The organism is Prevotella sp., from assembly GCF_051059605.1.
Taxonomy (GTDB): Bacteria; Bacteroidota; Bacteroidia; order Bacteroidales; family Bacteroidaceae; genus Prevotella.
Genome location: NZ_CP050883.1, coordinates 3027897 through 3051637 on the forward strand (window position 1 = coordinate 3027897; position 23741 = coordinate 3051637).

Annotated in this window: 20 protein-coding genes and 2 tRNA genes; 14 read left to right on the top strand and 8 right to left on the bottom strand. The window is 38.1% G+C overall.

Annotated elements, in window-relative coordinates:
* The first annotated feature begins 2 nt into the window (after nucleotides 1-2).
* Together HEQ28_RS11795 and HEQ28_RS11800 are read left to right on the top strand one after the other, a co-directional pair.
* Complete coding sequence (locus tag HEQ28_RS11795) at nucleotides 3-1352, top strand: sodium-dependent transporter (protein ID WP_434502666.1); 1350 nt, start codon at nucleotides 3-5, stop codon at nucleotides 1350-1352.
* Between the two features lies 1 nt (nucleotide 1353).
* Complete coding sequence (locus HEQ28_RS11800) at nucleotides 1354-2253, top strand: helix-hairpin-helix domain-containing protein (protein ID WP_434502668.1); 900 nt, start codon at nucleotides 1354-1356, stop codon at nucleotides 2251-2253.
* Nucleotides 2254-3677: 1424 nt separating this feature from the next.
* Here the strand turns inward: HEQ28_RS11800 and HEQ28_RS11805 are convergent.
* Nucleotides 3678-3750, bottom strand: a tRNA-Pro gene (locus HEQ28_RS11805).
* 122 nt (nucleotides 3751-3872) lie between these two features.
* Between HEQ28_RS11805 and HEQ28_RS11810 the strand changes: the two genes are divergently transcribed.
* Nucleotides 3873-3945 (top strand) — tRNA-Phe (locus HEQ28_RS11810).
* Nucleotides 3946-4092: 147 nt separating this feature from the next.
* Here HEQ28_RS11810 and HEQ28_RS11815 read toward each other — a convergent pair.
* Nucleotides 4093-5409, bottom strand: coding sequence for a UDP-N-acetylmuramoyl-tripeptide--D-alanyl-D-alanine ligase (locus HEQ28_RS11815; RefSeq protein ID WP_434502670.1), 1317 nt, complete (start codon nucleotides 5407-5409; stop codon nucleotides 4093-4095).
* Nucleotides 5410-5541: 132 nt separating this feature from the next.
* Between HEQ28_RS11815 and folP the strand changes: the two genes are divergently transcribed.
* The 5 genes from folP to HEQ28_RS11840 all read left to right on the top strand — a co-directional run bounded on the left by folP (nucleotide 5542) and on the right by HEQ28_RS11840 (nucleotide 10631).
* Nucleotides 5542-6387, top strand: a complete 846-nt coding sequence (gene folP / locus HEQ28_RS11820; protein ID WP_434504460.1) for a dihydropteroate synthase — start codon at nucleotides 5542-5544, stop codon at nucleotides 6385-6387.
* Nucleotides 6388-6406: 19 nt separating this feature from the next.
* Entirely contained in the window at nucleotides 6407-7183 is a 777-nt protein-coding gene (gene cdaA / locus HEQ28_RS11825) for a diadenylate cyclase CdaA (protein WP_434502671.1), read from the top strand.
* A gap of 124 nt (nucleotides 7184-7307) precedes the next feature.
* Nucleotides 7308-8321 carry a phosphate acetyltransferase gene (gene pta, locus HEQ28_RS11830; protein WP_434502673.1) on the top strand — a complete coding sequence of 338 codons (1014 nt, stop codon included), beginning with the start codon at nucleotides 7308-7310 and terminating at the stop codon, nucleotides 8319-8321.
* A 20-nt stretch (nucleotides 8322-8341) separates the two neighbouring features.
* The gene (locus tag HEQ28_RS11835; protein ID WP_434502675.1) at nucleotides 8342-9550 is read left to right on the top strand and encodes an acetate kinase; all 1209 of its coding nucleotides are present in this window, start codon (nucleotides 8342-8344) and stop codon (nucleotides 9548-9550) included.
* A gap of 61 nt (nucleotides 9551-9611) precedes the next feature.
* Nucleotides 9612-10631, top strand: coding sequence for a sugar kinase (locus HEQ28_RS11840; RefSeq protein WP_434504461.1), 1020 nt, complete (start codon nucleotides 9612-9614; stop codon nucleotides 10629-10631).
* A 97-nt stretch (nucleotides 10632-10728) separates the two neighbouring features.
* Here the strand turns inward: HEQ28_RS11840 and HEQ28_RS11845 are convergent, their stop codons facing one another.
* From HEQ28_RS11845 to HEQ28_RS11855, 3 genes are read right to left on the bottom strand one after another with little or no spacing between them, the layout of a single operon-like run.
* Nucleotides 10729-12279, bottom strand: a complete 1551-nt coding sequence (locus HEQ28_RS11845; protein WP_434502677.1) for a DUF6850 family outer membrane beta-barrel protein — start codon at nucleotides 12277-12279, stop codon at nucleotides 10729-10731.
* Nucleotides 12269-13543 (bottom strand): DUF4876 domain-containing protein, encoded by a 1275-nt coding sequence (locus tag HEQ28_RS11850; RefSeq protein WP_434502679.1) that lies wholly within the window; start codon nucleotides 13541-13543, stop codon nucleotides 12269-12271. The genes HEQ28_RS11845 and HEQ28_RS11850 overlap by 11 nt, the downstream gene beginning before the upstream one ends.
* Before the next feature lie 18 nt (nucleotides 13544-13561).
* A complete protein-coding gene (locus tag HEQ28_RS11855) occupies nucleotides 13562-16342 on the bottom strand; it encodes a TonB-dependent receptor (protein ID WP_434502681.1) in 2781 nt (926 codons plus the stop codon).
* A gap of 295 nt (nucleotides 16343-16637) precedes the next feature.
* Between HEQ28_RS11855 and HEQ28_RS11860 the strand changes: the two genes are divergently transcribed.
* Together HEQ28_RS11860 and HEQ28_RS11865 are read left to right on the top strand one after the other, a co-directional pair.
* Nucleotides 16638-16958, top strand: a complete 321-nt coding sequence (locus HEQ28_RS11860) for a metal-sulfur cluster assembly factor (protein WP_434502683.1) — start codon at nucleotides 16638-16640, stop codon at nucleotides 16956-16958.
* Between the two features lie 25 nt (nucleotides 16959-16983).
* A complete protein-coding gene (locus tag HEQ28_RS11865; RefSeq protein ID WP_434502685.1) occupies nucleotides 16984-17751 on the top strand; it encodes a UDP-2,3-diacylglucosamine diphosphatase in 768 nt (255 codons plus the stop codon).
* A gap of 20 nt (nucleotides 17752-17771) precedes the next feature.
* On the opposite strand, the gene radC is transcribed toward HEQ28_RS11865, so the two are convergent.
* The 3 genes from radC to efp form a co-directional block, all read right to left on the bottom strand.
* Entirely contained in the window at nucleotides 17772-18500 is a 729-nt protein-coding gene (gene radC / locus HEQ28_RS11870; RefSeq protein ID WP_434502687.1) for a RadC family protein, read from the bottom strand.
* On the bottom strand, nucleotides 18463-19512 hold the full coding sequence (locus HEQ28_RS11875; protein WP_434502689.1) for a glycosyltransferase: 1050 nt from the start codon (nucleotides 19510-19512) through the stop codon (nucleotides 18463-18465). Before HEQ28_RS11875 ends, radC begins: the two co-directional genes overlap by 38 nt.
* Before the next feature lie 121 nt (nucleotides 19513-19633).
* Entirely contained in the window at nucleotides 19634-20200 is a 567-nt protein-coding gene (gene efp / locus HEQ28_RS11880; RefSeq protein WP_434502691.1) for an elongation factor P, read from the bottom strand.
* Nucleotides 20201-20510: 310 nt separating this feature from the next.
* Between efp and rpmH the strand changes: the two genes are divergently transcribed.
* From rpmH to HEQ28_RS11900, 4 genes are all read left to right on the top strand, one after another.
* Nucleotides 20511-20666, top strand: coding sequence for a 50S ribosomal protein L34 (gene rpmH, locus HEQ28_RS11885; protein ID WP_207153174.1), 156 nt, complete (start codon nucleotides 20511-20513; stop codon nucleotides 20664-20666).
* Nucleotides 20667-20951: 285 nt separating this feature from the next.
* A complete protein-coding gene (locus tag HEQ28_RS11890; RefSeq protein WP_434502693.1) occupies nucleotides 20952-21650 on the top strand; it encodes a PASTA domain-containing protein in 699 nt (232 codons plus the stop codon).
* 10 nt (nucleotides 21651-21660) lie between these two features.
* Nucleotides 21661-22725, top strand: a complete 1065-nt coding sequence (locus HEQ28_RS11895; RefSeq protein WP_434502695.1) for an RluA family pseudouridine synthase — start codon at nucleotides 21661-21663, stop codon at nucleotides 22723-22725.
* Nucleotides 22726-22741: 16 nt separating this feature from the next.
* Nucleotides 22742-23737, top strand: coding sequence for a D-alanine--D-alanine ligase (locus tag HEQ28_RS11900; RefSeq protein WP_434502697.1), 996 nt, complete (start codon nucleotides 22742-22744; stop codon nucleotides 23735-23737).
* Nucleotides 23738-23741 lie beyond the last annotated feature (4 nt).

A 23741-nucleotide genomic window follows, 5' to 3' on the forward strand; every position in this document is an offset into this window, starting at 1 on the left:
ATATGTCTGAAAGAGGTAATTTTGGAACTAAGATAGGAGTGATATTAGCGACAGCTGGGTCTGCCGTAGGTTTAGGAAATATATGGCGCTTTCCATATATGACAGGTCAGGACGGTGGTGCAGCCTTTATTATAATATATCTAGTATGTGTTCTTATTTTAGGTATTCCTGGAATGGTAGCCGAGTTTGTTGTAGGTCGCCACTCTGGAGCTAATGCCGCACGTGCTTATTATAATATTGGTGGGCGTAAATGGTCGTTGCTTGGATATGGTGGAGCTATCACGTCAATGATAATATTCGGTTTCTATTCTGTTGTAGCAGGCTGGTGCTTGCAATACTTGTTTGCTTCTACAATGGGACAGCTAAATGGTGATGTAACTTATGTTCAGCATTATTTCAAGACATTTTCTTCTGATCCGTTAAGGCCTTTATTCTGGACCGTAGCGTTTATTATCATGACTCATCTTGTAGTAGTCAAGGGTGTTAGAAAAGGGATAGAGCGAGCGTCTAATATACTTATGCCAACTCTTTTTATTTTGTTGTTTATTATTGTTGTTGCGTCTTGTATGTTACCGGGAACGAAGAGTGGATTGGAATTTCTTTTCAAACCAGATTTCTCTAAGGTCACCAGAAGTGTTTTTCTTGATGCTCTAGGACAGGCTTTCTTTTCTTTATCTTTGGGAACAGCATGCCTTTGTACCTATGCAAGTTATTTCAACCGACAGACAAATCTAGTAAAATCTGCTGTGCAGATTGCAGGAATAGACACTCTTGTCGCCATTCTTGCAGGTTTAATGATCTTTCCTGCTGCATTTTCAGTTGGAGTTCGTCCTGATAGTGGACCGTCTTTGATATTTATCACTCTTCCTTCGGTTTTCCAGCAAGCCTTTGCTGGAATGCCTTTATTGGGATATGTTATAGGAGTCTTCTTTTATGGACTTCTTGTATTGGCTGCTCTCACGTCTACAATATCAATGCATGAAATTGGTACTGCTTTATTTTATGAGGAACTGCATCTCAGCCGTTCTAAAGGTGCTTGGATAGAGACGATTGTCTGCATTGTTATAGGTATTTTCTGCTCACTGTCTTGTGGGGCTGTAGACATAACAGTATTTGGTAAGTCGTTTCTTGATTTCTGCGATTTCATTACATCTGATATATTATTACCTTTGGGAGCGTTCTTCACTTGTGTGTTTGTAGGTTGGTATGTTCCCAAGAATATCGTTAAGGACCAAATAACTAACTGGGGCACTATATCATCACGCCTCTATGGAATATGGCTTTTTGTAGTACGTTTTATATGTCCTATATGCATAGGCTCTGTATTTTTACATCAACTAGGAATAATATAATATGTTTTTAAAGGAGTTTCTTTATTTTAATAAATCTGATCGCCGTGTAATATTATTTTTGCTTACGATTGCTGTATCGGCGTTGGTGGCATTCTTCTTTTTAGGTGGTGATGAAATGTCAAACGCTGGGTATGGTTATAAATCCAATGGTCATAAATATGACAATAATTACTCTTACAGGCATTATCCACATAAGTATTATTATGTGGCAGGTCAAAAGGCAGAGTTGTTCCCGTTTGACCCTAATACTGCTGACAGTACCGAATTATTACGTTTAGGTTTACGTCCTTGGCAGGTCCGGAATATATATAAATATCGCTCACATGGTGGTATATATCGTACTTCTACTGATTTTGCAAGACTGTATGGACTCACCCAAAAGCAATTTCATGAAATGCAGCCTTACATACGCATAGGCTCTGATTATAAACCTGCTTCGCTTTTGCCTGAAGTGGCAGCTAGGCAAGCTCATCATGACAGTATTGTTGCTAAATGTTCAATAAAAATAAAGGCTGGTGAACATGTTCAGCTTAATTCTGCTGATACAGCAATGTTGCAACGTATTCCTGGGATTGGTTCGTATTATGCTCATGAAATAGAGAACTATCGTCGTCGTTTGGGTGGTTTCTCTAGTGTAGAACAATTAAAGGAAATAGATGGCTTTCCGGAATCAGCACTTAAATATTTTACGGCAAGTTCCACAGGTGTAGCCAAACTGAATGTAAACAAGTTGTCTCTGAATCAGCTTAAGCGCCATCCTTATATATCTTTCTATCAGGCTCGTGATATTGTTGATTATCGTCGTTTGCGTGGACCACTAAAAAGCCTTGATGAGCTTAGGCTACTTAAAGACTTTCCCCCAGAAGAAATCGAGAGATTGCGTCCTTATGTGGAGTTCTGATTACTTCGTGACGATCTTAATTTAGTACATTTGAGCAGGTCTTACTGTTTTTTTGTTTTTTAGCTACGAAGCTTCGGTCTTTCTTGTAAAGCCTATAAACAGAGGGTTTAAAGATACGTAGCTTGCTGGATTTAGCTACGTCAAGCTACGTTCTAGCTACGTAAACTTATGTTGTTTTAGGATGATATGTTATTCTATAAGTAAATTTGTCAAAGAACTGTTTGCTGCATCTGAGGGACAGAGGATATTTAAATAGATACAGTAAACAGAATCAGAATTTTCAAGCTTGTTTAACTATTCTGTCGAATTCCGCTGAATTCTGGGCAAAGATACTGCAAAATTTTTGTCCATGCAATCAGATTTAGGTTAGCCTGTTAGCCAAAGTTTTAATTACTAGAGGATACAACACATCGTAATACACGTGCATGCGCATGCCCGCACTCTGGGTTTTTCGTAAAAATAAGTGTCTAAGTGTCTATCCGTTGAGTATTAAATAGTTATAACACTTTTCAAGTGGCATTAAGTGTCGGTTATTCGTCGGTAAAATCTGGGAGATATTTTTCTTCATTTCGCATTGCGTTTTACGAAGAATTACGATACGTTTTACGATGTTTTGCAATCCGTTTTACGAAGAAATGCATTGCATTTTACGATGCTTTAGGAGGTAAAACATCGTAGAAACGTTTCCGTTTCTATATGAAAACAGTTGCATTTCTACATAGAAACGCATGCGAAACTCGATATTTGACCGTCAGTTCACCGTCACTTTATGACGTCTTCTTTGTCGATAAAATACTGATGTTCATTAAGTTGACACTTCGACACTTATATTTTAAAAACCCTAAGTGCGCGCGTGCTTGCACGTACATTATATAAGCAAAGATAGATAACGTAGCTAGAACGTAGCTTAACGTAGCTAAATCCAGCAAACTACGTATCTTTAAACCCTCTGTTTATAGGCTTTGCGAGAAAGACCGTAGCTTCGTAGCAAAAAACATAAAAAAAACGTAGGGATAGATCCTGAATGTTCGATAACTCAAATCTTCACGAAGTAATCTAGGATATAAATATTTGATTAGCAGTGTGTTATGCTTAATGCTCGCTATTTTAAGTAGACACTAGTGTTAATATTAATATGTAGTGTCTAATAGCTATAATATATCAATATCCTCTAAATAGACGAAGAACCTTTCTGATAGAGAGTGAAAGAATTAGTTAATTACATACATGGCTGCAGTTTTATTGCATTAAATAATTTAAAATATGTATGTATAATTATAGTTTATATTATATTTATAACAAAAATACAAATCAAAATATAGGATGAAACTTAAAATAATAAAGTGGTCGCCGAAAATTCGCTGACCACTTTATTCACGACAACGGCTAAATCATTGATGATTACATCCTTAGCCTTAAATTTGTCGGGATGAGGCGATTCGAACGCCCGACCCCTACGTCCCGAACGTAGTACGCTACCAACTGCGCTACATCCCGATTATTTAAATCGTTGCGAATGCAAAGGTAATCAAATTTCCTGAAAGCAAATATTTTTTTGAATAAAAATTTGTGAGTGTGGGATAAAAAGCCTATCTTTGCACTCGCAAAACAAAAAGCATGGTGCCATAGCTCAGTTGGTAGAGCAAAGGACTGAAAATCCTTGTGTCCCCGGTTCGATTCCTGGTGGTACCACTTCCTCCTTTCATTAAGCCGTTTAGTCTCATTCGTGAGACTGGCGGCTTTCTTCGTTTGTTGAGGTTTGTATAATAAAAATCGCACGTATATAATTTGAAATTTATATACGTGCGATTATGTTATTGTGATTTTGCTATTTTTATATTAAAGCAGTTCAGGTAACTGGAATAGTTTTATTCCGTTTGATCCCTTGATAAGTATGTAGTATCCTTCTGGGCGTTTAATTGCGATTTCTTCTTTCACTTCTTCAACATTATTGAACTTGCGGTAGTCTGTATTTGTTTTTCCGAATTCCTCACCAACAAGCCAAATCTCTTTGAATCCGTATTCCTTAAGTTGGTCTACGACTTTCTGATGCTCTGCATCCGAAGCCTCGCCAAGTTCACGCATGTCGCCAAGGATAGCCATCTTCTTGTCAACATCCATCACTTTGAAATTCTCTATTGCTGCAGACATACTAGATGGATTGGCATTATAAGCGTCAACAATCAGCTTGTTGAACTTCGTAACATCAAGTTGGCTTCTGTTATTGTCTGGAGTATAACCTTCCAAAGCACTGTTTATCTTCTCGGTTTCTACGCCAAAATGAAGACCTATTGTTATCGCAGCTAACATGTTGTCCATGTTGTAAGCACCTATAAGGTGAGTCTGCACCTCATAGGTCTTTGCTTTAGAATCAGTAGATGAAAGATCTGTCCAGCTGAATTTCAAAAATGGCGCACAACTGATTACTTCACCCATAACATTGGCTTCGTCAGTCTGACCATAAGTTACGATACGGCTTAGTTCTCTTTTCTGTGCCATATCTACCAAGTCGTCATTGCTCTCGTTGAGAAACAATAAACAATCATGTGCTTTAAGAAAATCGTACAACTCTCCCTTTGTAGTCTTTACACCTTCAAAACTTCCAAACCCAAGCAAATGGGCACGACCTACATTGGTAATCATTCCACATGTAGGTTCAACATATTCTACAAGTTTCTTTATATCTCCAGGATGGCTTGCCCCCATTTCAACAACTGCAATATCGTTATTTTTGTCAAGGCGCAGCAAAGTCTTTGGTACGCCTACATCGTTATTGAAGTTGCCCTCTGTGTGCATGACATTATATTTTGCAGACAAAACCGCAGACACTAGCTCTTTAGTCGTTGTCTTACCGTTTGTACCAGTAATTCCAATAACTGGAATATCAAAATGTCTTCTGTGTTCTCTTGCTATTTCCTTGAATGTTGTGAGACAATCGTCTACGAGAATAATATTGTCGTTTCCATCCACAGCATATTCTTTTTCATCTATGATGGCATAAGAACATCCCTTATCAAGAGCAGCCTTGGCAAACTTGTTGCCGTTGAAAGATTCACCCTTCAATGCAATGAAAATACTGTCTTTAGGACAATTCCTGCTATCAGTAGTAATGCAAGGGTGTTGCTGGTAGATTTTATACAATTCTTTTATATCCATGTCGTATATGTTTCTTTTATGATTGCAAAGTTACATTTTTTTCTTTTAAGATGAATAATCTGGTAATTATTTATTGCTAATATTGGAATTTTAATTTGGATAATAGTCAAAAATATGATAACTTTGCATGGTATGAAACATATAGACTATACAATTAATGTTCGTGGAAGGTTGATAGACCTTTCGACTCCCAAAGTAATGGGAATACTGAACTGCACACCTGACAGTTTTTACGTAGGAAGCAGAAAGCAGACTGAGCGTGAAATTCTGGAAAGATCCACCCAGATTGTGGAGCAGGGCGGTGACATTATTGATATAGGAGCATTCTCTACACGCCCTGGCGCAAAGGAGGTGAGTGAGGAAGATGAGACTGAAAGACTGAGATATGCACTTGGTATCGTAAGGCATGAATATCCTAATATCCCAATTTCTGTTGATACTTACCGTCCACTTGTTGCAAGAAAGTGTATTTCAGAATGGGGAGCTGATATAATAAACGATGTGAGTGAAGGCGGAATAACCGGTATCGTCAATACTCCGATAAGCGAAACTGGCAGTATGTTTGATGTTGTTGGTGAATTGAAAGTTCCATATATACTGATGTCTGTAAAATCCAATATTCATGATATGGTGATAGCCTTTGCTGATGAGGTACAACAGTTGCGAGACCGAGGTGCAAAAGATATAATTCTTGACCCTGGCTTTGGCTTTGGAAAAACATTGGAACAGAACTATGCTATTTACGCCGAAATGGAGAAACTGCAAGTATTTGAACTTCCTATACTTGTTGGTATATCAAGAAAGAGCATGATTTTTAAGTTGCTTGATGGTGATCCTACCACGGCTCTAAACGGAACAACGATTCTCAACACTATCGCTTTACAGAAAGGTGCCGGAATATTGCGAGTGCACGACGTAAAAGAAGCAATTGAGACTGTCAAGATTGTGTCTGAAATGCGGAAGTCAACTCAAAGCTAACATATAATAATATTTACAAATGCCTTTTGAATTTGGAATAAAAGATATAATAGACATTTTTCTTGTCGCACTGATATTATACTACCTTTATCGATTGATGAAGGAAAGTCGTTCGTTGAATATCTTTATCGGTGTTATGGTGTTTGTAATAGTGTGGCTTTTTGTAAGTCAAGTGCTTGAAATGCGCTTGTTGGGATCTATACTTGACAAACTCGTGAGTGTTGGCGTTATCGCCATGATTGTACTTTTTCAAGAGGAAATACGCAAATTTCTTTATACACTTGGCGCACATCAGCGAATAAGGCGATTCGCCCGTTTGTTTACGTCTAACAAAAGTGATAAAGATATGGAGGTTACCAGAGCTACGATAATGCCAATCGTCATGGCTTGCATGAGTATGTCTAAGGGAAAGATTGGTGCTTTGATAGTTATAGAGCGAGGTGCACCGCTTGATGATATTATTGATACAGGTGATGTCATAGATGCTAATATCAATCAGCGACTTATAGAAAATATATTTTTCAAGAACTCTCCACTCCACGACGGTGCGATGATTATATCTAATAAAAGAATTACTGCGGCTGGATGTATATTGCCTGTAAGTCATAATAGAGATATACCCAAAGAGTTGGGATTGCGTCACCGTGCTGCTATGGGAATAAGTCAGGAAAGTGATGCGATAGCAGTTGTTGTAAGTGAAGAAACTGGAAGAATTAGTGTAGCTGTCAAGGGACAGTTCCACCTTAGATTGTCTGCAGAGGAGCTTGAGAGCATTTTAACCCGCGAAATAGACTGATTTTATATTTTTTTATCCTTAGCCAACTCCTTGTTTCAATTAATTTTGCTAATTTTGCAAACTGTAAATAGCAATTTAAATATTTTATTTCGAAATTTATATATTATATACATATTAACAAACTATGGACTTATTACAGCAAATTGTTGCGCGCGCTAAAGCGGACAAGCAGCGCATCGTGCTCCCAGAAGCTGAGGAGGAGCGCACTTTAAGGGCAGCCGATAAAGTTTTGGCTGACGACATGGCAGAAATCATTTTGATTGGTAACCCGGACAACATCAAGAAACTCGCTAAGGAGTGGGGACTTGGAAGCATCGACAAGGCTACTATCATTGATCCAATGAACAACCCTAAGAGTGAAGAATATGCTGAAAAACTCGCAGAACTTCGCAAGAAGAAAGGTATGACAATCGAACAGGCTCACGAGCTGGTTACAAAAAATAATTTGTATCTCGGTTGTATGATTATAAAAACTGAAGGCGCTGATGGTCAGATAAGTGGTGCATTGAGCACTACTGGTGATACTCTTCGTCCAGCACTTCAGATTATCAAGTGTGCACCAGGTGTTACATGTGTAAGTGGTGGACTACTATTGTTCTCTCAGCAGAAAGAATTTGGAGAGAATGGTGTTCTTGTTATGGGTGACGTTGCTGTTACACCAGTTCCTGATGCTAGACAGCTTGCAGAGATAGCTGTTTGTACAGCTCAAACAGCAAAGACTATTGCTGGATTTGCTGAACCTCGCGTAGCAATGTTGAGTTTCTCAACAAAGGGAAGTGCAAAGCATGAGGTTGTTGACAAGGTTGTTGAGGCAACAAAAATAGCTCACGAAATGGCTCCTGATTTGAAACTTGATGGCGAGTTGCAGGCTGATGCCGCTCTTGTACCATCTGTTGCAGAGAAGAAAGCTCCTAACAGTGACATTGCAGGCAAGGCAAATGTTCTTATCGTTCCAAACCTTGAGGTTGGAAATATTGGTTACAAACTTGCACAGCGTTTAGGAAATGCCGTTGCAATTGGTCCAGTTCTTCAGGGTATAGCACGTCCTGTAAACGACCTTAGTCGTGGATGTACTGTTGATGACATCTATTATATGGTAGCAATTACAGCTTGCCAGGCTCAGGATGCAAAGAAATAAGAATCATTAAATCAAAATATATGAAAGTTTTAGTTCTTAACTGCGGAAGTTCTTCAATAAAATATAAGTTTTACAATATGGACGATGAGTCTGTATTGGCACAAGGTGGTGTTGAGCGTATTGGTCTTGACAATGCATTTATTAAGGTAAAGCTTCCTAATGGGGAGAAAAAGCAGATAATGGCAGATCTTCCTACACATAAGGAAGGTGTGAGCTTGGTATTCAAGTGTCTGCTTGATTCTGAAATAGGTGCAATAAAGAGTCTTGACGAGATTGATGCAGTAGGTCATCGTATCGTACAAGGTGGTGACAAATACAAACAGAGCATCATTGTTGATAAGAGCGTTGAAGACGGCATAGAGGAACTTTGCGATCTTGCACCTGTTCATAATGCAGGACACTTGAAAGGTATTCGTGCTGTAGATTCATTGATGCCTACAACACCTCAGGTTTGTGTATTTGATAATGCTTTTCATAGCACAATGCCAGACTATGCATATCTTTATGCAGTACCTTATGAACTTTATCAGAAATATCACATACGTCGTTATGGTTTCCATGGAACGAGTCATCGTTATGTATCAAAGCGTGTTTGTGAGATTCTTGGTCTTGATATAAATAATTCTAAAATCATAACCTGCCATATCGGTAATGGAGCAAGTGTTGCTGCTATACTTAATGGCAAGGTTATAGATACATCAATGGGTCTTACTCCTCTTGCTGGTCTTATGATGGGTAGCCGTTGCGGTGATATAGACGCATCAGCTGTTACTTATATCATGGAGAAGTTGAATATGAAGCCACAAGAAATGGCTAACTATTTGAACAAGGAGAGTGGTGTGCTCGGTATTACCGGTATATCTAGTGATATGCGTGATATTGAAAACGCAGCTCAAGAAGGTAATGAGCGTGCACAGCTTGCACTCAACATGTACAATTACCGCATAAAGAAATATATAGGTGCTTACGCTGCTGCTCTCGGTGGTGTTGACGCTATTGTATGGACTGCTGGTGTAGGTGAAAACCAGACTGGTACACGCGAAGAAGCTTGTGCTAATCTTGAATACCTAGGCGTAAAGATTGATGTTGAGAAGAATGCTAAGATTCGTGGTGATGAGGCTATCATCTCAACACCAGACAGTAAAGTAAAAGTTGTTGTTGTGCCAACTGATGAGGAAATTGTTATCGCCCGCGATACAAAGGAACTCGTTGAGAAAGCAGGCAAGTAATTTAAGGATATACGACAATAAGCCCTCTCCTTTAAGGAGTGGGCTTTTTTATAATTATATGATGGATAAGAAGATAGTTACTTTCGGAGAAATTCTTTTGCGTTTGTCAAAGGAAAATAATTTCCGCCTTTCTCAAGGAAGGCAGTTTAATGGTGATTTTGGAGGCTCTGAAGCTAATGTTGCTGTCTCTTTATCGGTATTAGGTGATAATGTGGAGTTTGTGACTCGTGTTCCTGAAAGTCCTATCGGCAATGCGGCGTTGATGCATCTTCGTGAGTTTGGTCTTGATACAAGTCATATAGTAAAAGGTGGTGACCGTCTTGGTACTTATTATTTTGAGTCGGCAGCATCTATGCGTAATTCTGTTGTTGTGTATGATCGCAACAATAGTTCTTTTTATAGTCTGAAGCATGGAGATATTGACTGGGAACCGATATTCAATGACGCAAAGATATTTCATTGCTCAGGTATTACATGTGCAATGAGTAGAGATGCCTTGGATACTACGTTTGATGCCTTGGAACTAGCAGAGAGAATGGGAGTTGAAATTACATGTGACATCAATTACCGCAAGAATCTTTGGCATTATCCAGGAGCAAATGCAAAGGCGACTCTCCATAAATTAATGGAATATAGTTCATTTATATTCGGTGATCAGAATGAATGGGAAGTAGGCAGTTCGTTGAAACATATACCTTTTGAGGCAATGGATTCTTCATATAAGATTGACGAGGATGCTTATATAGCTTATTTCAAAGAATTACAGAAGCAGTTTCCACGATGCAAGCGTATGTTGATAGCTTTGCGTAACCAAATCGCATCAAGCCATCATACTCTTACAGGAGTGCTTTATTCTGAAGGTAAACTATATAAGACAAAAATCTACGATATTAATCCTGTCGTAGATCCTATGGGATGTGGTGATGCTTTTGTAGCTGCATTTATTCATGCCCGTATGAAATGGGCTGATGATCAACGTTGTCTTGATTTCTCGATAGCTGCCTCTGCTATAAAAAATACCATTATTGGCGATCAGAATATAGCAATAGAAGATGAAATAATAGAAGTGATGAATCACTAACGATTTACTTCATTATATAAAATAAAAAAGTCATACGATGAAAGGTTTAACCTTATCATGTATGACTTTTTTTTAGCTAAATACTTATTGTAGTAGTCTAGTAGATAATTCCTACGCTGACTCCAAGTGTGTATTTGTTGTATGCTGTATTTTCATATTTCTTAGTCTTCAGATAATCACCATATATTTTAGCAAACCAATTTGATGTAGTTCCTTTAATAGTTATAGGATGCTCATAACTCAATTCTCCGTGTACGAAACCATAGTCTACGGCATAGTATTTCATATCAGGTAACAGAACACCTTGTGCATATTCATTTGTATTGTCAGCCAGATTGATACTATTGCGTGTAGAGAAACTATATCCTGCACTGAGGGCATATCCAAATCCAGTGTTGCATAAGTTCATACCTTCCTCAAATGCAATGTTTAAGCGTCCGTATTTTAATTCTGAAGTATTAAGAAGATACTTGTTGCTTACATTATTATAGTTGGCTATGAATCCCATGTAAGCAAATATTCTGTCTTTATAAGGAATGCTCATTCTGTAATGTGCATCAAGATTTAGAACTCTTATCTGATATCGCTTATTGAACTTAATCTGAGTTTCATATCTGTATGAATTGAAACCTGTTGCAGAGTCTGTATTGATGATAAGTTTCTGTCTGTATTCATCAGCAAATCCCTCTTCGTAACTTGCTTTAAAGTCTATCTGATGAATTAATTTTCCAATTGTCAGTCTATTTTGTGACTGTAATCCATATATGTAATTGTAGTAGTGGCCAGGACTGTACTTGTATACGCCCAGTACACTCTCACTTCCACGCTGGATACTTATACTATTTAGTGAATTTAAAACATTACCTTTATATCCATAAGATATTTCTGCACCAAAGTTATGGTTTACCCATTCACGGCTGAAACTTCCGTAACCACCTGTTGTGCCGTTTGCATTCTCAAGTCCGCTCATCAAATAATATTTCAATGTAGCGTCAGTCTGTACGGTTGTTACATTCTGTATTTTTTCTTTGCGTCGGTTATACCATGCTGCAAGTCCTATACTGCTGTTGCCGAAGTTGTATATTGCAGAGGGAGTGAGTTTATATTCAAGAAGTTCTGATCTTGATCTTGGGTCACGCAGACGACTTAAATCACCAAGATTGTAATCAAGGCGTGCACCAAAGTTCCATTTCCCTAATCTGGTAGTACCAATAGCCGCAGTAAGATTTATATTCTGGAAATCGTAGTTTCCATATACTGACGAACCGCTGAAATAAGGGTCGCTATTGTATGGGCGAACAACGTCAGCCCAAGCACGATCTTTCGTTTTACCGTTGTTGAAATCAAACTTACCATATCCATAAAGGATTTTGGAAATCTTTTGATATCTTTCAGTAAAGAACTTTAGATTATGAGTTGAGGTACCTTCCTGAACACGGTGATAGTCTCCACCGTTATATGAATAATCAAAGTTGGCTATTCCGTGGTTGGCAGTCATGTCTAAACCTAATCCTGCAGCATTGTCTGTATTGTGCCAAAGAGCTTTGGTGTCAAGATACATATATTTGCCACGGTTCATAAGGCTGTCTTGTGCAAAGACTGGAGTTACAGCCAATGATATTATTAATAAAATATACTTATTCATCATATTCGCGAATCTTGATAGTTGTAGAAGTTTGGAAATCATTAATAGAGTTGTTGCTATCCTGAAGAATCTTATGTCCGTCAGTTCCGCGACGTGTAGAAGTCTTTCTATAAATAACCTCTCCATTATATCCATTTATAGAATTAATATTTGTATATCCGCCGTCAGTATCTCCTGACATGTGCTTTGTTGCAATGTCTATACCTGTAGCACTATATTTAAGGATATCAACTCCATCAATGACATATTTCTTTGGGACAATACTATATAGCGTTCCACTTGTCTTTCCGTAGGCGTATGTTGTTTTGAAAGAAGCTACATTTTCTTTTGTGCGGAAGATAATAATACCGTTAGGACCACCATTTAATATATTCATTTTTGAAATACCACTGAAAGAAGAGTATATAAGCTCCAAAGCTGGTGTGGCAGAATTGTTTACAGTTTTACCTGTAACATCTTTAGCTTCATAATCAGCTGTAAGAAGATTAAATTCATGTGCTCCGTTAACAGTGTGGTCTATAGCACTGTTTGTTAGTATAATAGTTCCACCGGGGGCAATCATATGAGAATATTTTGTAGGAATGCGGAATATCTGTTTGCATAACACTACTGTATCTTTGTAAACATCTTTTAGATTGTCGAGCGTGTAGGCAGGCGTAGAATTAGTTTCTATAAGACCAATATATAATCCCGAAACGTCAATATCACTATTTGTCTGATTGTATATTTCCAAAAATTGACCAGCTGAATAATTCTTGGTATTATTATCTTTTGAACCAGCATAGTACATCTTGCTTATCAGAAGTGATGCACCTGCAACAAGATTAGTATTCAGACTTATCTTGTCGGCTGATTTTATTATTTGGTTGTTGACATTTCCAGATATTGTTGCGAAATAGCCTTCGCTTGCAACCTTTCCTGTCGCTGCAGTGTATTCTGCTTGGTCAATATCCCAAGATGTAGATATTGTGTAAACGTCTGGAATAATTTGATTGAACTCTGCCACTCCCTTATCGTCAGTTTTCGCGGTTAAAGTGTTGCCCGCGTTTGAGGTCAGCGTTACTGTGTGATCTGATAAGTTTCCACCCACGGTAAATTCTACAGGTGGATTTATTTGAATGTTAGTTGAAATAGCTTTAGCCTCGTCGTTATAGTCAACGCATCCCATCAGGAGTTGTGTGGGAATGAGCATCAATATATATAGCCATATACTTCCGTTTGACAGAATATTTAAATGGCTTTTATTGTTGTTGTATATTTTGTTCATATCTGTATGACTTTATAATTATAAATTGAAATAAAGCTCCACGCCATAGCTGAAAGTATTGGTGTTGCGCTGTGATAACGTTGTTGTAGTGCTTGATTTCAGATACGGTTCATAATACATCATGTTGTTAACATATAATGATAAACCACCAATATTTCCCAACTCTTTAGTTAATCTTCCAGAAAGGTTCCATGTGATAGGACTCTTTGCCGGAACGGCGTCACTAGCCTTTATGTTCAGATCGCTTATTTTTACGTTGCTAGCATCGCTAGGCACTGAAGAATAGTATTTACCAGTCATATCAAGATAACCGCTTTGCATATCAGTTGTTATATCGTGATAGGCAAGGTCTGGTGTGATATATCCGATAGGACTTGTATTTGCAACAAAGCTGTTATTGTAGTCATACCATATTGCTTGTGCAGTGAAAGATGCTACCATTCGTAGGCTAGGAATGTTGGTTACCAGACGTAACGTGTTAATAAATCTGCGATACATGTTATAGTCAAGACTAGACGGATATACTACTTTAAATGGAGTGGTGCTATATGAAGAATAACTTGTTGGAAGATAAGCAGAAGCCACACTTCTTGAATTCATATCGGTTGACCATGATTTAGTCTCAGAATATGAACCACTGAAGAATATTGATGTGTTTATAGGCTTTATCTCACCTAAGTCAAAATCAAATTCTATTCCTTTGTTTACGGTAGTGTTCGTATTGCCTACACGTCCGGTAGTCATGAATATCATATCTTGTCGTGCAGGTGAATCATAATTGATTGTAGTTGCAGCACCAGGAGTGATAATAAGTCCGCTTTGAGCTGTATACACATTACTTGCGTAAGTGAAATATTCTGTTGCAGAACCAAATCCGTTAGGAGTTTTATCTCTATAGGCAAGGAAACTGAGCTTTCTGTTACCAGGTAACTTTAAGTCAAGTCCAAGCTCAATCTTTGTTGTAGTGGCGTTTTTCAGACCTTTACTGTATTCCACATTATACACTTGTGTATGATAAGCCAATAGTTGAGCCGCAGCATCATTCTGTGGCATATAGTTAGCAGCTACACGGTCATCATATTTTCGGTCAGGATATAGATAGTCAAGTCCTGGCGTCTTACTGTTTAAACCGATTCCTCCACGAATATCCAACCATTTAGTAGCTGAGAAAGATAAGTTGACACGAGGTGATAAAGATGTTGTTGATACATTAGAAAACGGTTGCTGCGATGTGAAACGTAGTCCGACATTTGCACGAAGGTAATTAATCTTGTTTATATTCCATGTAAAATTATCTTCGGCATAAGCTGCTATTTGGTGCAGGGCTGGAATAGAAGAGAATGCTCGTGGACGTCCATTACTATTTGGCTTGTATGGCAATGAATCGTTCTCATTATAATATCCTCTACCGCTGTTCCAGTTTAAACTGTAGTCTGCGCCAATTTTAAAACTCTGTCTTGTTTTTCCTGCTTTGAAGTAAAACGAATCGTTTATCTTTGCGAAAATGTTTCCAGGTCTACTTTCTGTAATGCCTGTAGCCAGATAACTCTTTGTCATCCAAGGTACATTGTAGTATCCTGTTTGCATTGCTGTTATTATAGGTAATAACCCAGAACCACTAGAGATGTAACTAGTATTGCTATTGTCAATCTTCGTCATGCTTACTCCTAATGTATAAGATAGCGTACGCATGAAAAGTTTGTCTAATGACAGACGACCATTGTGAGTAAGTCCAAAAGTATAGTTCTTATTACTGCTTGATGTGCCGTCGGCAATTGCATCTGGATCTTTACCGTTCCAATCTTTTGTGTACATGAAGCGTAGCTTCGTATCTGTGTGCCATTTTTTGCTAATGTCATAAGCATAACCTATGTTTAGAGAATAACGTCCATAGCTACGTGTCTTCTGGCGTGGGTCGCTCCATGCCTTTGCATAATCAAAATCAAAGTTAAGTATTCCTGCCTTGTTAAGACTGAATCCTTTGCCTAATGAATAGTTCTGCAGTTCTGGATTAACCTTACCCTTAAACTGCCAAGGCGTTACACCCATTTTGGAATGAACTATAACAAGTCCACTGGTTAGGTCTCCATATTCGGCTGAAGGAATTCCTCTTACAACCTCTACATTATCAATGTTGTCAGCACTTACCTGACGAAGGTCTGTACCTGTGAATGCTGTACTTGAGAAACCACCTTGTGTCATTGCCGCATTGTTTGACATAGGTACACCATCAACAATAATACTTGAACCAAAGGCACTTGTGTTGTTGTTTGATAAGGTACGAAGTTGAAGATTGCTTTGCTGAGTCAAGTCAGTGTTTCCCATTTCCTTTCCTGGAATTAGCTGCATGATATCTGCAAGGGATGTAGCCTGCAAATGGTCTATCGCTTGTCGTCCGATAACACTTGTTGTTGATGCTCCGGATGATTTCTGTCGAGCCGTTACAACAACTTCTTTCAAAGCGAGAGAAGTTGGAATCATTTGAATGTTTAGACTTAGATTTGACTTTACGTCAATAGTTGTTTGGTATTTCTCATAACCAACATATGATATTTCAAGAACATATTTTCCCTGAGGAACATTCTTGAAAGAAGTCTTTCCGTCAACGTCTGTTATCGCGAATGATGAAAGTGGGTTTAGGTTACAGCTTGCCATTATGATAGCCTCGCGGCTTCCTTTTTCTGCCACTTTCAGGTTGACTGTGAATTTTGTATTGTTATTATTTGACTGTGCCGAAACATTTGTTGCGTACAGTATTAGACTTAATAACAAGACAATAATTGTTGTAGCTTTTTTCATCTTTATTTAATACTATTAGAAAAATGTTATATTACTGAATACTAATCTTATTTAGACTGAATACTAATCTTAATGTTATTGAATATTAATCTTATGTTATATTTTGCAAATATATTAAAAATTATTAATGTTGGCAATACCTTATTGTAGGTATTTTTATGTCTAATGTCGTTTTTAACGTTTTATATTTGCAAAATTCGCTTTTTATGCTTAATGTTTAAGTCAAAAAGTAGCTAATGTTTTTGTAGGTTTCAAATAATATATTAACTTTGCAAGAAACCATAAGGAAAGATTTATGACACAGACAGAAAAAACTAAGATAGAAGAGCATATTGTAGATGTGTTAAAGACTGTTTACGACCCAGAGATTCCTGTAAATATATGGGATTTAGGTATGATATATAAAATTGAAGTACAAGACGATAGTAGTGTGGAACTGGATATGACGTTTACTGCACCTAATTGTCCTGCTGCTGATTTTATCCTTGAGGATGTTCGTACGAAAGTTGAAAGTGTTGACGGAATTAGTTCCGCCAATGTCAATCTTGTTTTTGAACCTGCTTGGGATCAAAGTATGATGACAGAAGAAGCTCGTGTAGAACTGGGCTTTGAATGATAATAGAAATTTATATTAAGTGATTATGAGAAAGAATGTTTATTTTCTCTCAGATGCTCACCTTGGATCATTGGCAATAGAGCATCCACGTATGCAGGAACGACGACTTGTTCGCTTTCTTGATAGCATAAAGGATAAAGCTTCTGCTATATATCTATTGGGAGATATATTTGACTTTTGGGATGAATACCGTTATGTCGTGCCAAAAGGATATACGCGTTTCTTGGGTAAATTGAGTGAACTATCAGATAGCGGAGTGGAAATACATTTCTTTACTGGTAATCATGATCTTTGGACTTATGGGTATCTTGAAGAAGAGTGTGGACTGATAGTCCATAAGAAACCAGTTACTACTGAAATATATGGTAAGGTGTTTTTTCTAGCTCATGGTGATGGACTTGGAGACCCAGACAATAAATTCAAGATATTAAGAAAAGTTTTTCATAACCGTATGTGCCAGAGGTTGCTTAATTTTATGCATCCTCGTTGGGGAATGGCTTTGGGATTAAACTGGGCTAAGCAAAGTCGCATAAAGCGTATTGATGGCAAAGAGGTTCCTTTTATGGGCGAGGACAAGGAGTATCTTGTACGGTTCACTAATGAATATATGACTAACCATAATGATATAGATTATTTTATCTATGGTCATCGACATATAGAATTGGATCTGAATTTGAGCAAGAAAGTAAGAATGCTTATCCTTGGTGACTGGATTTGGCAGTTCACTTATGCCGTATTTGACGGTGAACACATGTTTTTGGAACAATATGTAGAAGGTGAGACCGAGTTTTAATAACACGGTCCTATCTTTGTTTACAATTTACCACTTTCACGATATGAATAATATTTCCCATCTGTTATTATAACGTGATCTAGGAAATATATACGCATTAATTCGCAGGCATTTTTAACTCGTTTAGTAAGTTGGTCGTCTGGTCCGCTAGGAAATGGATTGTTACTTGGATGATTGTGGCATAGAGCTATGACTGTGGCATTGCATAGTAAAGCCTCTTTCAATATTATTCTAATGTCAACTGCAGTTTCGCTTATGCCTCCATGACTGATACGCATAACTTTTATGAGTTTGTAGTTTTGATTAAGCATGATTGCCCACGCCTCTTCAATATCAAGATCCTGCATTCTAGGATGCATATAGTCATATATAGCTGATGCAGAACTTATGTTATGACGCTCTTCTGCTTTTTCCAATGACCTTCTTTTCCCAAGTTCGCATGCTGCTAGGATCGTTATAGCTTTAGCGGGACCTAATCCGTTGTATTCCTCAAGTTGTTGAATACTAAGTTTTCCTAATGTGTTTAGATTGTTGTTACAATCGTTCAAAACTCGTTTCATCAAGTCGACAGCACTCTCATTGGTGTTTCCGCTTCCAATCAGAATGCCTAATAATTCAGCATTGCTGAGGGAGTCGGCGCCAAGTCTTTCTAGTTTTTCTCGTGGGCGATCTTCAAGTGCCCAATTGGTTATAGTTAGTTTTTCCACTTCTTTATTTGTAGAATGTTTTTTTGTATGCGCTGAATTCATCTTTTCCTCTTATGCAACGTTTCCACCATGAATTAATGAAACCGCAACCATAACCTGTTAGTTGTACGTAAGCGGCGACGATACTCAGCAGTCCCACTTTTATACTCTTATTTGCCTTTGTGGAGTCAGCGAGAATTAGCAGGCAATACAATATTATAGGCAACGCTGCACATAAAGTCATGACGTAACCTGCTGTTTGCCATTTTCCTTCATCTGCGGTTAGCATAGTAATGATTCCTGAAATGCATAATGTAAAAAGGAAAATCATTCCGACTGTGAATACCATTGGCAATAGATGTACAAGTTTCAGTGATTCTGGATATTTCTTATATAGGTTTATACGAGCTATACCGCTGTTGAAAACCTGTCTCCAAAATTTATTGAAGTCAGTGCGTCGTTTGTGCCACACCCATGCATCAGGAAATAGCCTACATTTATATCCAGACTTGAAGATGCGTATGCTGAAATCTATATCTTCACCGAAACGCATATCGCTAAAGCCTTTTAACTTGCTATAAACATCTCGTTTTATTCCCATATTAAATGAACGTGGATAAAACTTATCCAGTTTCTTTTTTCCTCCGCGTATTCCTCCTGTTGTAAAAAAGCTTGTCATAGAATATGATATAGCTTTTTGAGTGTCGGTAAATGAATCGTGTGCACGGTCGGGACCTCCGAAAGCATCAGCATCATTGTCGTTGATTTCATCCTCAACGGCTTTGATGTAATTCTCTGGAAGCACTACGTCACTGTCAAGAATTATTAGATATTCACCATTAGCTTTCTCTGCTCCATAGTTCCTGCTTTGTCCAGGACCACTGTTCTCTTTAATGAAATACTTCAAGTCAAGTTTCTCGGAATACTTGTCGCATACATCTTTGCACGTAATCTTTGAACCGTCTTCGACAATAACGACTTCAAAGTTTTTCAAAGTCTGTATTGTGAGGCTTTCAAGTAGTTCGTCAACTTCGTTAGGGCGATTGTAAACAGGTACTATTATTGAGTATTTCATAATTTTTATATATAGAGTAACCAAGGTGCATAAAAGCAAAAAGGTAAAAAAGTAAACATTTTATGGTCGTATTCTTACTCCCATGTATTTACTTTTTCACCTTTAAGTATTTGATTTTTAATTATTCCTTTACACGGCTTAAATAACTTCCGTCACGTGTGTCTACCTGAATAAGGTCACCTTCGTTGATGAAAAGAGGTACACGAACTTCAACACCTGTTTCAAGAGTTGCAGGCTTTGTTGCGTTTGTTGCAGTATCACCCTTGATTCCTGGTTCACTCTGAGCAACGCGAAGATTAGTCTTTACAGGCATTTCTGCAAGTAAGATAGTTCCGTCTGAAGTATCAGTAACAACCTCTACGATATCGCTTTCTTTCATGAAGTCAACACCAGTAATCTGCTGCTTTCCTACAGGGATCTGCTCAAAAGTCTCTTGGTTCATAAGAATCATTCCGGTAGTGTCTTCATAAAGATATTGGTAAGGACGGCGCTCAACGCGAACATCCTCAAGTTTGAAACCGACCTGGAATGTACGCTCAAGAACGCGACCATCAGCAACGTTCTTTAACTTTGTGATCATAACAGTGTTACCTTTTCCTGGCTTTCTGTGCTGAAAGTCAATACAAGTCCAAATCTTACCATCCATGCGAATACATGTACCGATCTTAATTTCTTGTGAATTAATCATTATTGTATTTTTAATGTTTATAATTTCTAAAACGTTTGATACAGTGTTTATAACTGAATTTCGACTGCAAAGTTACTATATTTTTATAAAAAAACATCAATTTGCAACTTAAAAAACTCTTAATTCTTTGGTATTTCGAAAATTATGAGTAATTTTGCAACCCAAAAGGTTTAAACTTGACTTTGCTAAAGTGTAGATATTATACTTTGAAGTGTTTTTAACTTTTAATTCAGAAGTGGAGGAATTGCATGCGCGGATAGCTCCGACATCATTTACAAGCAATAAAATAACAAAATAAATACGTAAAAAAATGAAAAGAACATTTCAGCCTCACAACCGCCGTCGTGTAAACAAGCACGGATTCCGCGAGAGAATGGCAACAAAGAATGGTCGTCGTGTATTGGCATCTCGCCGTGCTCGTGGTCGTAAGAAATTAACTGTATCTAGCGAGAACCACGGTAAATAATCCGTTGTTGGTCGTAGATCACGATAAGAAGCAGCAAAGAAAGTAATTTCCTTGCTGCTTTTTGTGTTATTAAATTTGTTGCCTTGCTTGGATTCTTATATCTTCAACTATCGTTGAAGATAGGCTACACTTGGAATAAAAAATAAAAACTTTGTTATTTATTTTGTTCTTCTCTCAACTTGCATTATCTTTGCATAAGATAAGGCTATACTCGGCAAAGCATTCAAGTTAACTTGATGTATTGAACTCGCTTGCACGATCTTTGCAATTAATAAATGTATATAAATGGAGTCATCGGAATTCGTCAAGAAATTTAAAAGCTGGTATCTGTGGAAGAATTTTCTAGCCATGGCTGCTGTTGTTATTGCGCTTTGCCTTGGTGTAAAGTTCGGACTTGATGTATATACACATCATGGGCAGTCTATTCCTATTCCTAATGTTAAGCATAAATTGTTTCGCGACGCAGAACATATTCTCAATGACGCAGGACTTGAAATCGTAGTCAGTGATACTGGATACGTGAAGAATCTTCCTCCTGATTGTGTCCTTGAACAAACTCCAGGACCAGGTGAAAGGGTAAAGGAAGGACATGTCATATATGTAACAGTTAACTCTCCTCATTCTCCTACTATCACGCTTCCTGATGTTATAGATAACAGTTCACTTAGAGAGGCTATGGCTAAGTTGACCTCAATGGGATTTAAACTTGGTATGCCACAGTATATATCAGGTGAGAAAGACTGGGTGTATGGTATTCTTGTTAGAGGACATCATGTGATGGCTGGTGATAGAATTTCTGTTGAAGATAAACTTATCATCCAGGTTGGTAACGGAAAGAGAGATGTCTCTGATTCTGTGGACTACGTTGATCCGACTAGTCCTGATGTTGATGAGAATAATGGAAATGTAGATGAGTTTGAAGTTGTATCGGGATCTGAAACTACAGAACCTGAACATACAGAATCAAACAAGACAACACCTTAAAGAAAAATAAATGATTGAAGATATAAACGAAATTGAAGAATTTGAAACCGATGATCAACAACTCTATGAACATTGGAAGATAGAAGTTGATCCTGGACAGACTCAGGTGCGTATTGATAAGTTTCTTTCAGAAAAGAATCCGTATCAGAGTCGTAATAGAATTCAGCAGGCGGCCGAAGCAGGATTTATCCATGTGAACGGAATGCCGGTAAAAAGTAACTATAAAGTACGTCCTAATGACGTGATAACTCTTTTGCTCGACCGTCCTAAGCATGATACAAGTATTGTTGCTGAGGATATTCCGCTAGATATAGCTTATGAAGACGATGATGTAATAGTAGTTAATAAAAAAGCTGGGATGGTCGTTCATCCTGGAGCCGGAAACTTTACTGGTACTCTCATCAATGCTATAGCATGGTATTTGAAGGACTTGGATGGATTTGACGCAAACGATCCAGAAGTTGGACTAGTTCACCGAATAGATAAGGACACAAGCGGACTTATTTTGGTTGCTAAAACTTCTGCAGCTAAGACGGCATTGGGAAAACAGTTCTTCGATAAGACCACACACCGTAGCTATAATGCGCTGGTATGGGGAAATGTTATCGAAGACGAGGGGACGATAGAAGGAAATGTTGCCCGTGATCCTAAAAACAGATTGCGAATGAAGGTGTTTCCAGCCGACAGCGGAATTGGTAAGACTGCCATAACTCATTATCGAGTTCTCGAACGTTTTGGATATACGACTCTTGTTGAATGCAGACTTGAGACAGGACGCACACATCAGATACGTGCCCATATGAAGAATATTGGTCATCCTCTGTTTGCAGATGAGACTTATGGGGGCAATGAAATTCTTCGTGGACAACGCAGCAGTACATATAAGGCATTCATTCAGAATTGCTTTAAGATTTGTCCTCGTCAGGCTCTGCACGCCAAGACATTGGGCTTTATTCATCCTATAACAGGAAAGCAGATGGACTTTGATTCTGAATGGCCAGCTGATTTCAGCAGTCTCATTGAAAAGTGGAGAAGTTACATAAAAGGGACCACACAAGATACTTTTGCAGAATAAAAATATATATAATAAAATGGAAAATTTAAAGAGAAACATAGCCATTGTATGTGGTGGCGATTCATCAGAGCACGACGTATCTCTGCGCTCTGCTCAGGGACTGTACTCTTTCTTTGATAAGGAACGTTACAATATTTATGTTGTTGACGTGAAGGGTACTGATTGGCATGTAAACTTTGATAACGGCGATACTGCTGAAATAGACAAGAATGATTTCTCGTTTGTTATGGCTGGTAAATCTGTTTATTTTGATTATGCTTATATCACTATTCACGGACAGCCTGGGGAAAATGGAGTGATGCAAGGTTATTTCGACCTTATACATCTACCTTATTCTACAAGTGGAGTACTTGTTGAGGCTATGACATTTGATAAGTTTGTGCTTAACAACTATCTTCGTGGCTTTGGCGTAAAGGTTGCAAACAGTCTTCTGTTGCGTCGCGGCGAGCAATATGACGAAGCTACAATTGAAGAGAAAATAGGTATGCCTTGCTTTGTAAAGCCTGCTGCTGACGGTAGTAGCTTTGGGGTCTCGAAAGTAAAGAATGCCGATCAACTTGCTCCTGCTCTTCGTGTTGCTTTTATGCAGAGCGACGAGGTGATGATAGAGGGCTTTTTGGAAGGAACTGAGATTTCACAGGGTGTATACAAGACTAAGAATAAGTCTGTTGTTTTGCCTGCTACAGAAGTCGTTACAAGCAATGAATTCTTTGATTACGATGCAAAGTATAACGGCCAGGTTCAGGAAATCACTCCAGCACGTCTTAATCCAGAGACTGCTGCTAAAGTTGCTGAAGAGACAAATCGCATCTATGACATTCTTCATGCAAACGGTATCATTCGCATAGATTATATAATATCTAAGGATAAAGAAGGAAACGATGTTGTGAATATGCTTGAAATCAATACTACTCCAGGTATGACAGCAACAAGCTTTATTCCTCAGCAGGTTCGTGCAGCAGGTCTTGACATAAAGGACGTGCTTAGCGATATAGTTGAAAATCAATTCTGAAAAT

Excerpts from the sequence above, each read along its gene's own strand:
- HEQ28_RS11795 (WP_434502666.1), top strand. The coding sequence starts at position 3 with ATGTCTGAAAGAGGTAATTTTGGAACTAAGATAGGAGTGATATTAGCG.
- HEQ28_RS11800 (WP_434502668.1), top strand. The coding sequence starts at position 1,354 with ATGTTTTTAAAGGAGTTTCTTTATTTTAATAAATCTGATCGCCGTGTA.
- HEQ28_RS11815 (WP_434502670.1), bottom strand. The coding sequence starts at position 5,409 with ATGGATATAAAAGAATTGTATAAAATCTACCAGCAACACCCTTGCATT.
- folP (WP_434504460.1), top strand. The coding sequence starts at position 5,542 with ATGAAACATATAGACTATACAATTAATGTTCGTGGAAGGTTGATAGAC.
- cdaA (WP_434502671.1), top strand. The coding sequence starts at position 6,407 with ATGCCTTTTGAATTTGGAATAAAAGATATAATAGACATTTTTCTTGTC.
- pta (WP_434502673.1), top strand. The coding sequence starts at position 7,308 with ATGGACTTATTACAGCAAATTGTTGCGCGCGCTAAAGCGGACAAGCAG.
- HEQ28_RS11835 (WP_434502675.1), top strand. The coding sequence starts at position 8,342 with ATGAAAGTTTTAGTTCTTAACTGCGGAAGTTCTTCAATAAAATATAAG.
- HEQ28_RS11840 (WP_434504461.1), top strand. The coding sequence starts at position 9,612 with ATGGATAAGAAGATAGTTACTTTCGGAGAAATTCTTTTGCGTTTGTCA.
- HEQ28_RS11845 (WP_434502677.1), bottom strand. The coding sequence starts at position 12,279 with ATGATGAATAAGTATATTTTATTAATAATATCATTGGCTGTAACTCCA.
- HEQ28_RS11850 (WP_434502679.1), bottom strand. The coding sequence starts at position 13,543 with ATGAACAAAATATACAACAACAATAAAAGCCATTTAAATATTCTGTCA.
- HEQ28_RS11855 (WP_434502681.1), bottom strand. The coding sequence starts at position 16,342 with ATGAAAAAAGCTACAACAATTATTGTCTTGTTATTAAGTCTAATACTG.
- HEQ28_RS11860 (WP_434502683.1), top strand. The coding sequence starts at position 16,638 with ATGACACAGACAGAAAAAACTAAGATAGAAGAGCATATTGTAGATGTG.
- HEQ28_RS11865 (WP_434502685.1), top strand. The coding sequence starts at position 16,984 with ATGAGAAAGAATGTTTATTTTCTCTCAGATGCTCACCTTGGATCATTG.
- radC (WP_434502687.1), bottom strand. The coding sequence starts at position 18,500 with ATGAATTCAGCGCATACAAAAAAACATTCTACAAATAAAGAAGTGGAA.
- HEQ28_RS11875 (WP_434502689.1), bottom strand. The coding sequence starts at position 19,512 with ATGAAATACTCAATAATAGTACCTGTTTACAATCGCCCTAACGAAGTT.
- efp (WP_434502691.1), bottom strand. The coding sequence starts at position 20,200 with ATGATTAATTCACAAGAAATTAAGATCGGTACATGTATTCGCATGGAT.
- rpmH (WP_207153174.1), top strand. The coding sequence starts at position 20,511 with ATGAAAAGAACATTTCAGCCTCACAACCGCCGTCGTGTAAACAAGCAC.
- HEQ28_RS11890 (WP_434502693.1), top strand. The coding sequence starts at position 20,952 with ATGGAGTCATCGGAATTCGTCAAGAAATTTAAAAGCTGGTATCTGTGG.
- HEQ28_RS11895 (WP_434502695.1), top strand. The coding sequence starts at position 21,661 with ATGATTGAAGATATAAACGAAATTGAAGAATTTGAAACCGATGATCAA.
- HEQ28_RS11900 (WP_434502697.1), top strand. The coding sequence starts at position 22,742 with ATGGAAAATTTAAAGAGAAACATAGCCATTGTATGTGGTGGCGATTCA.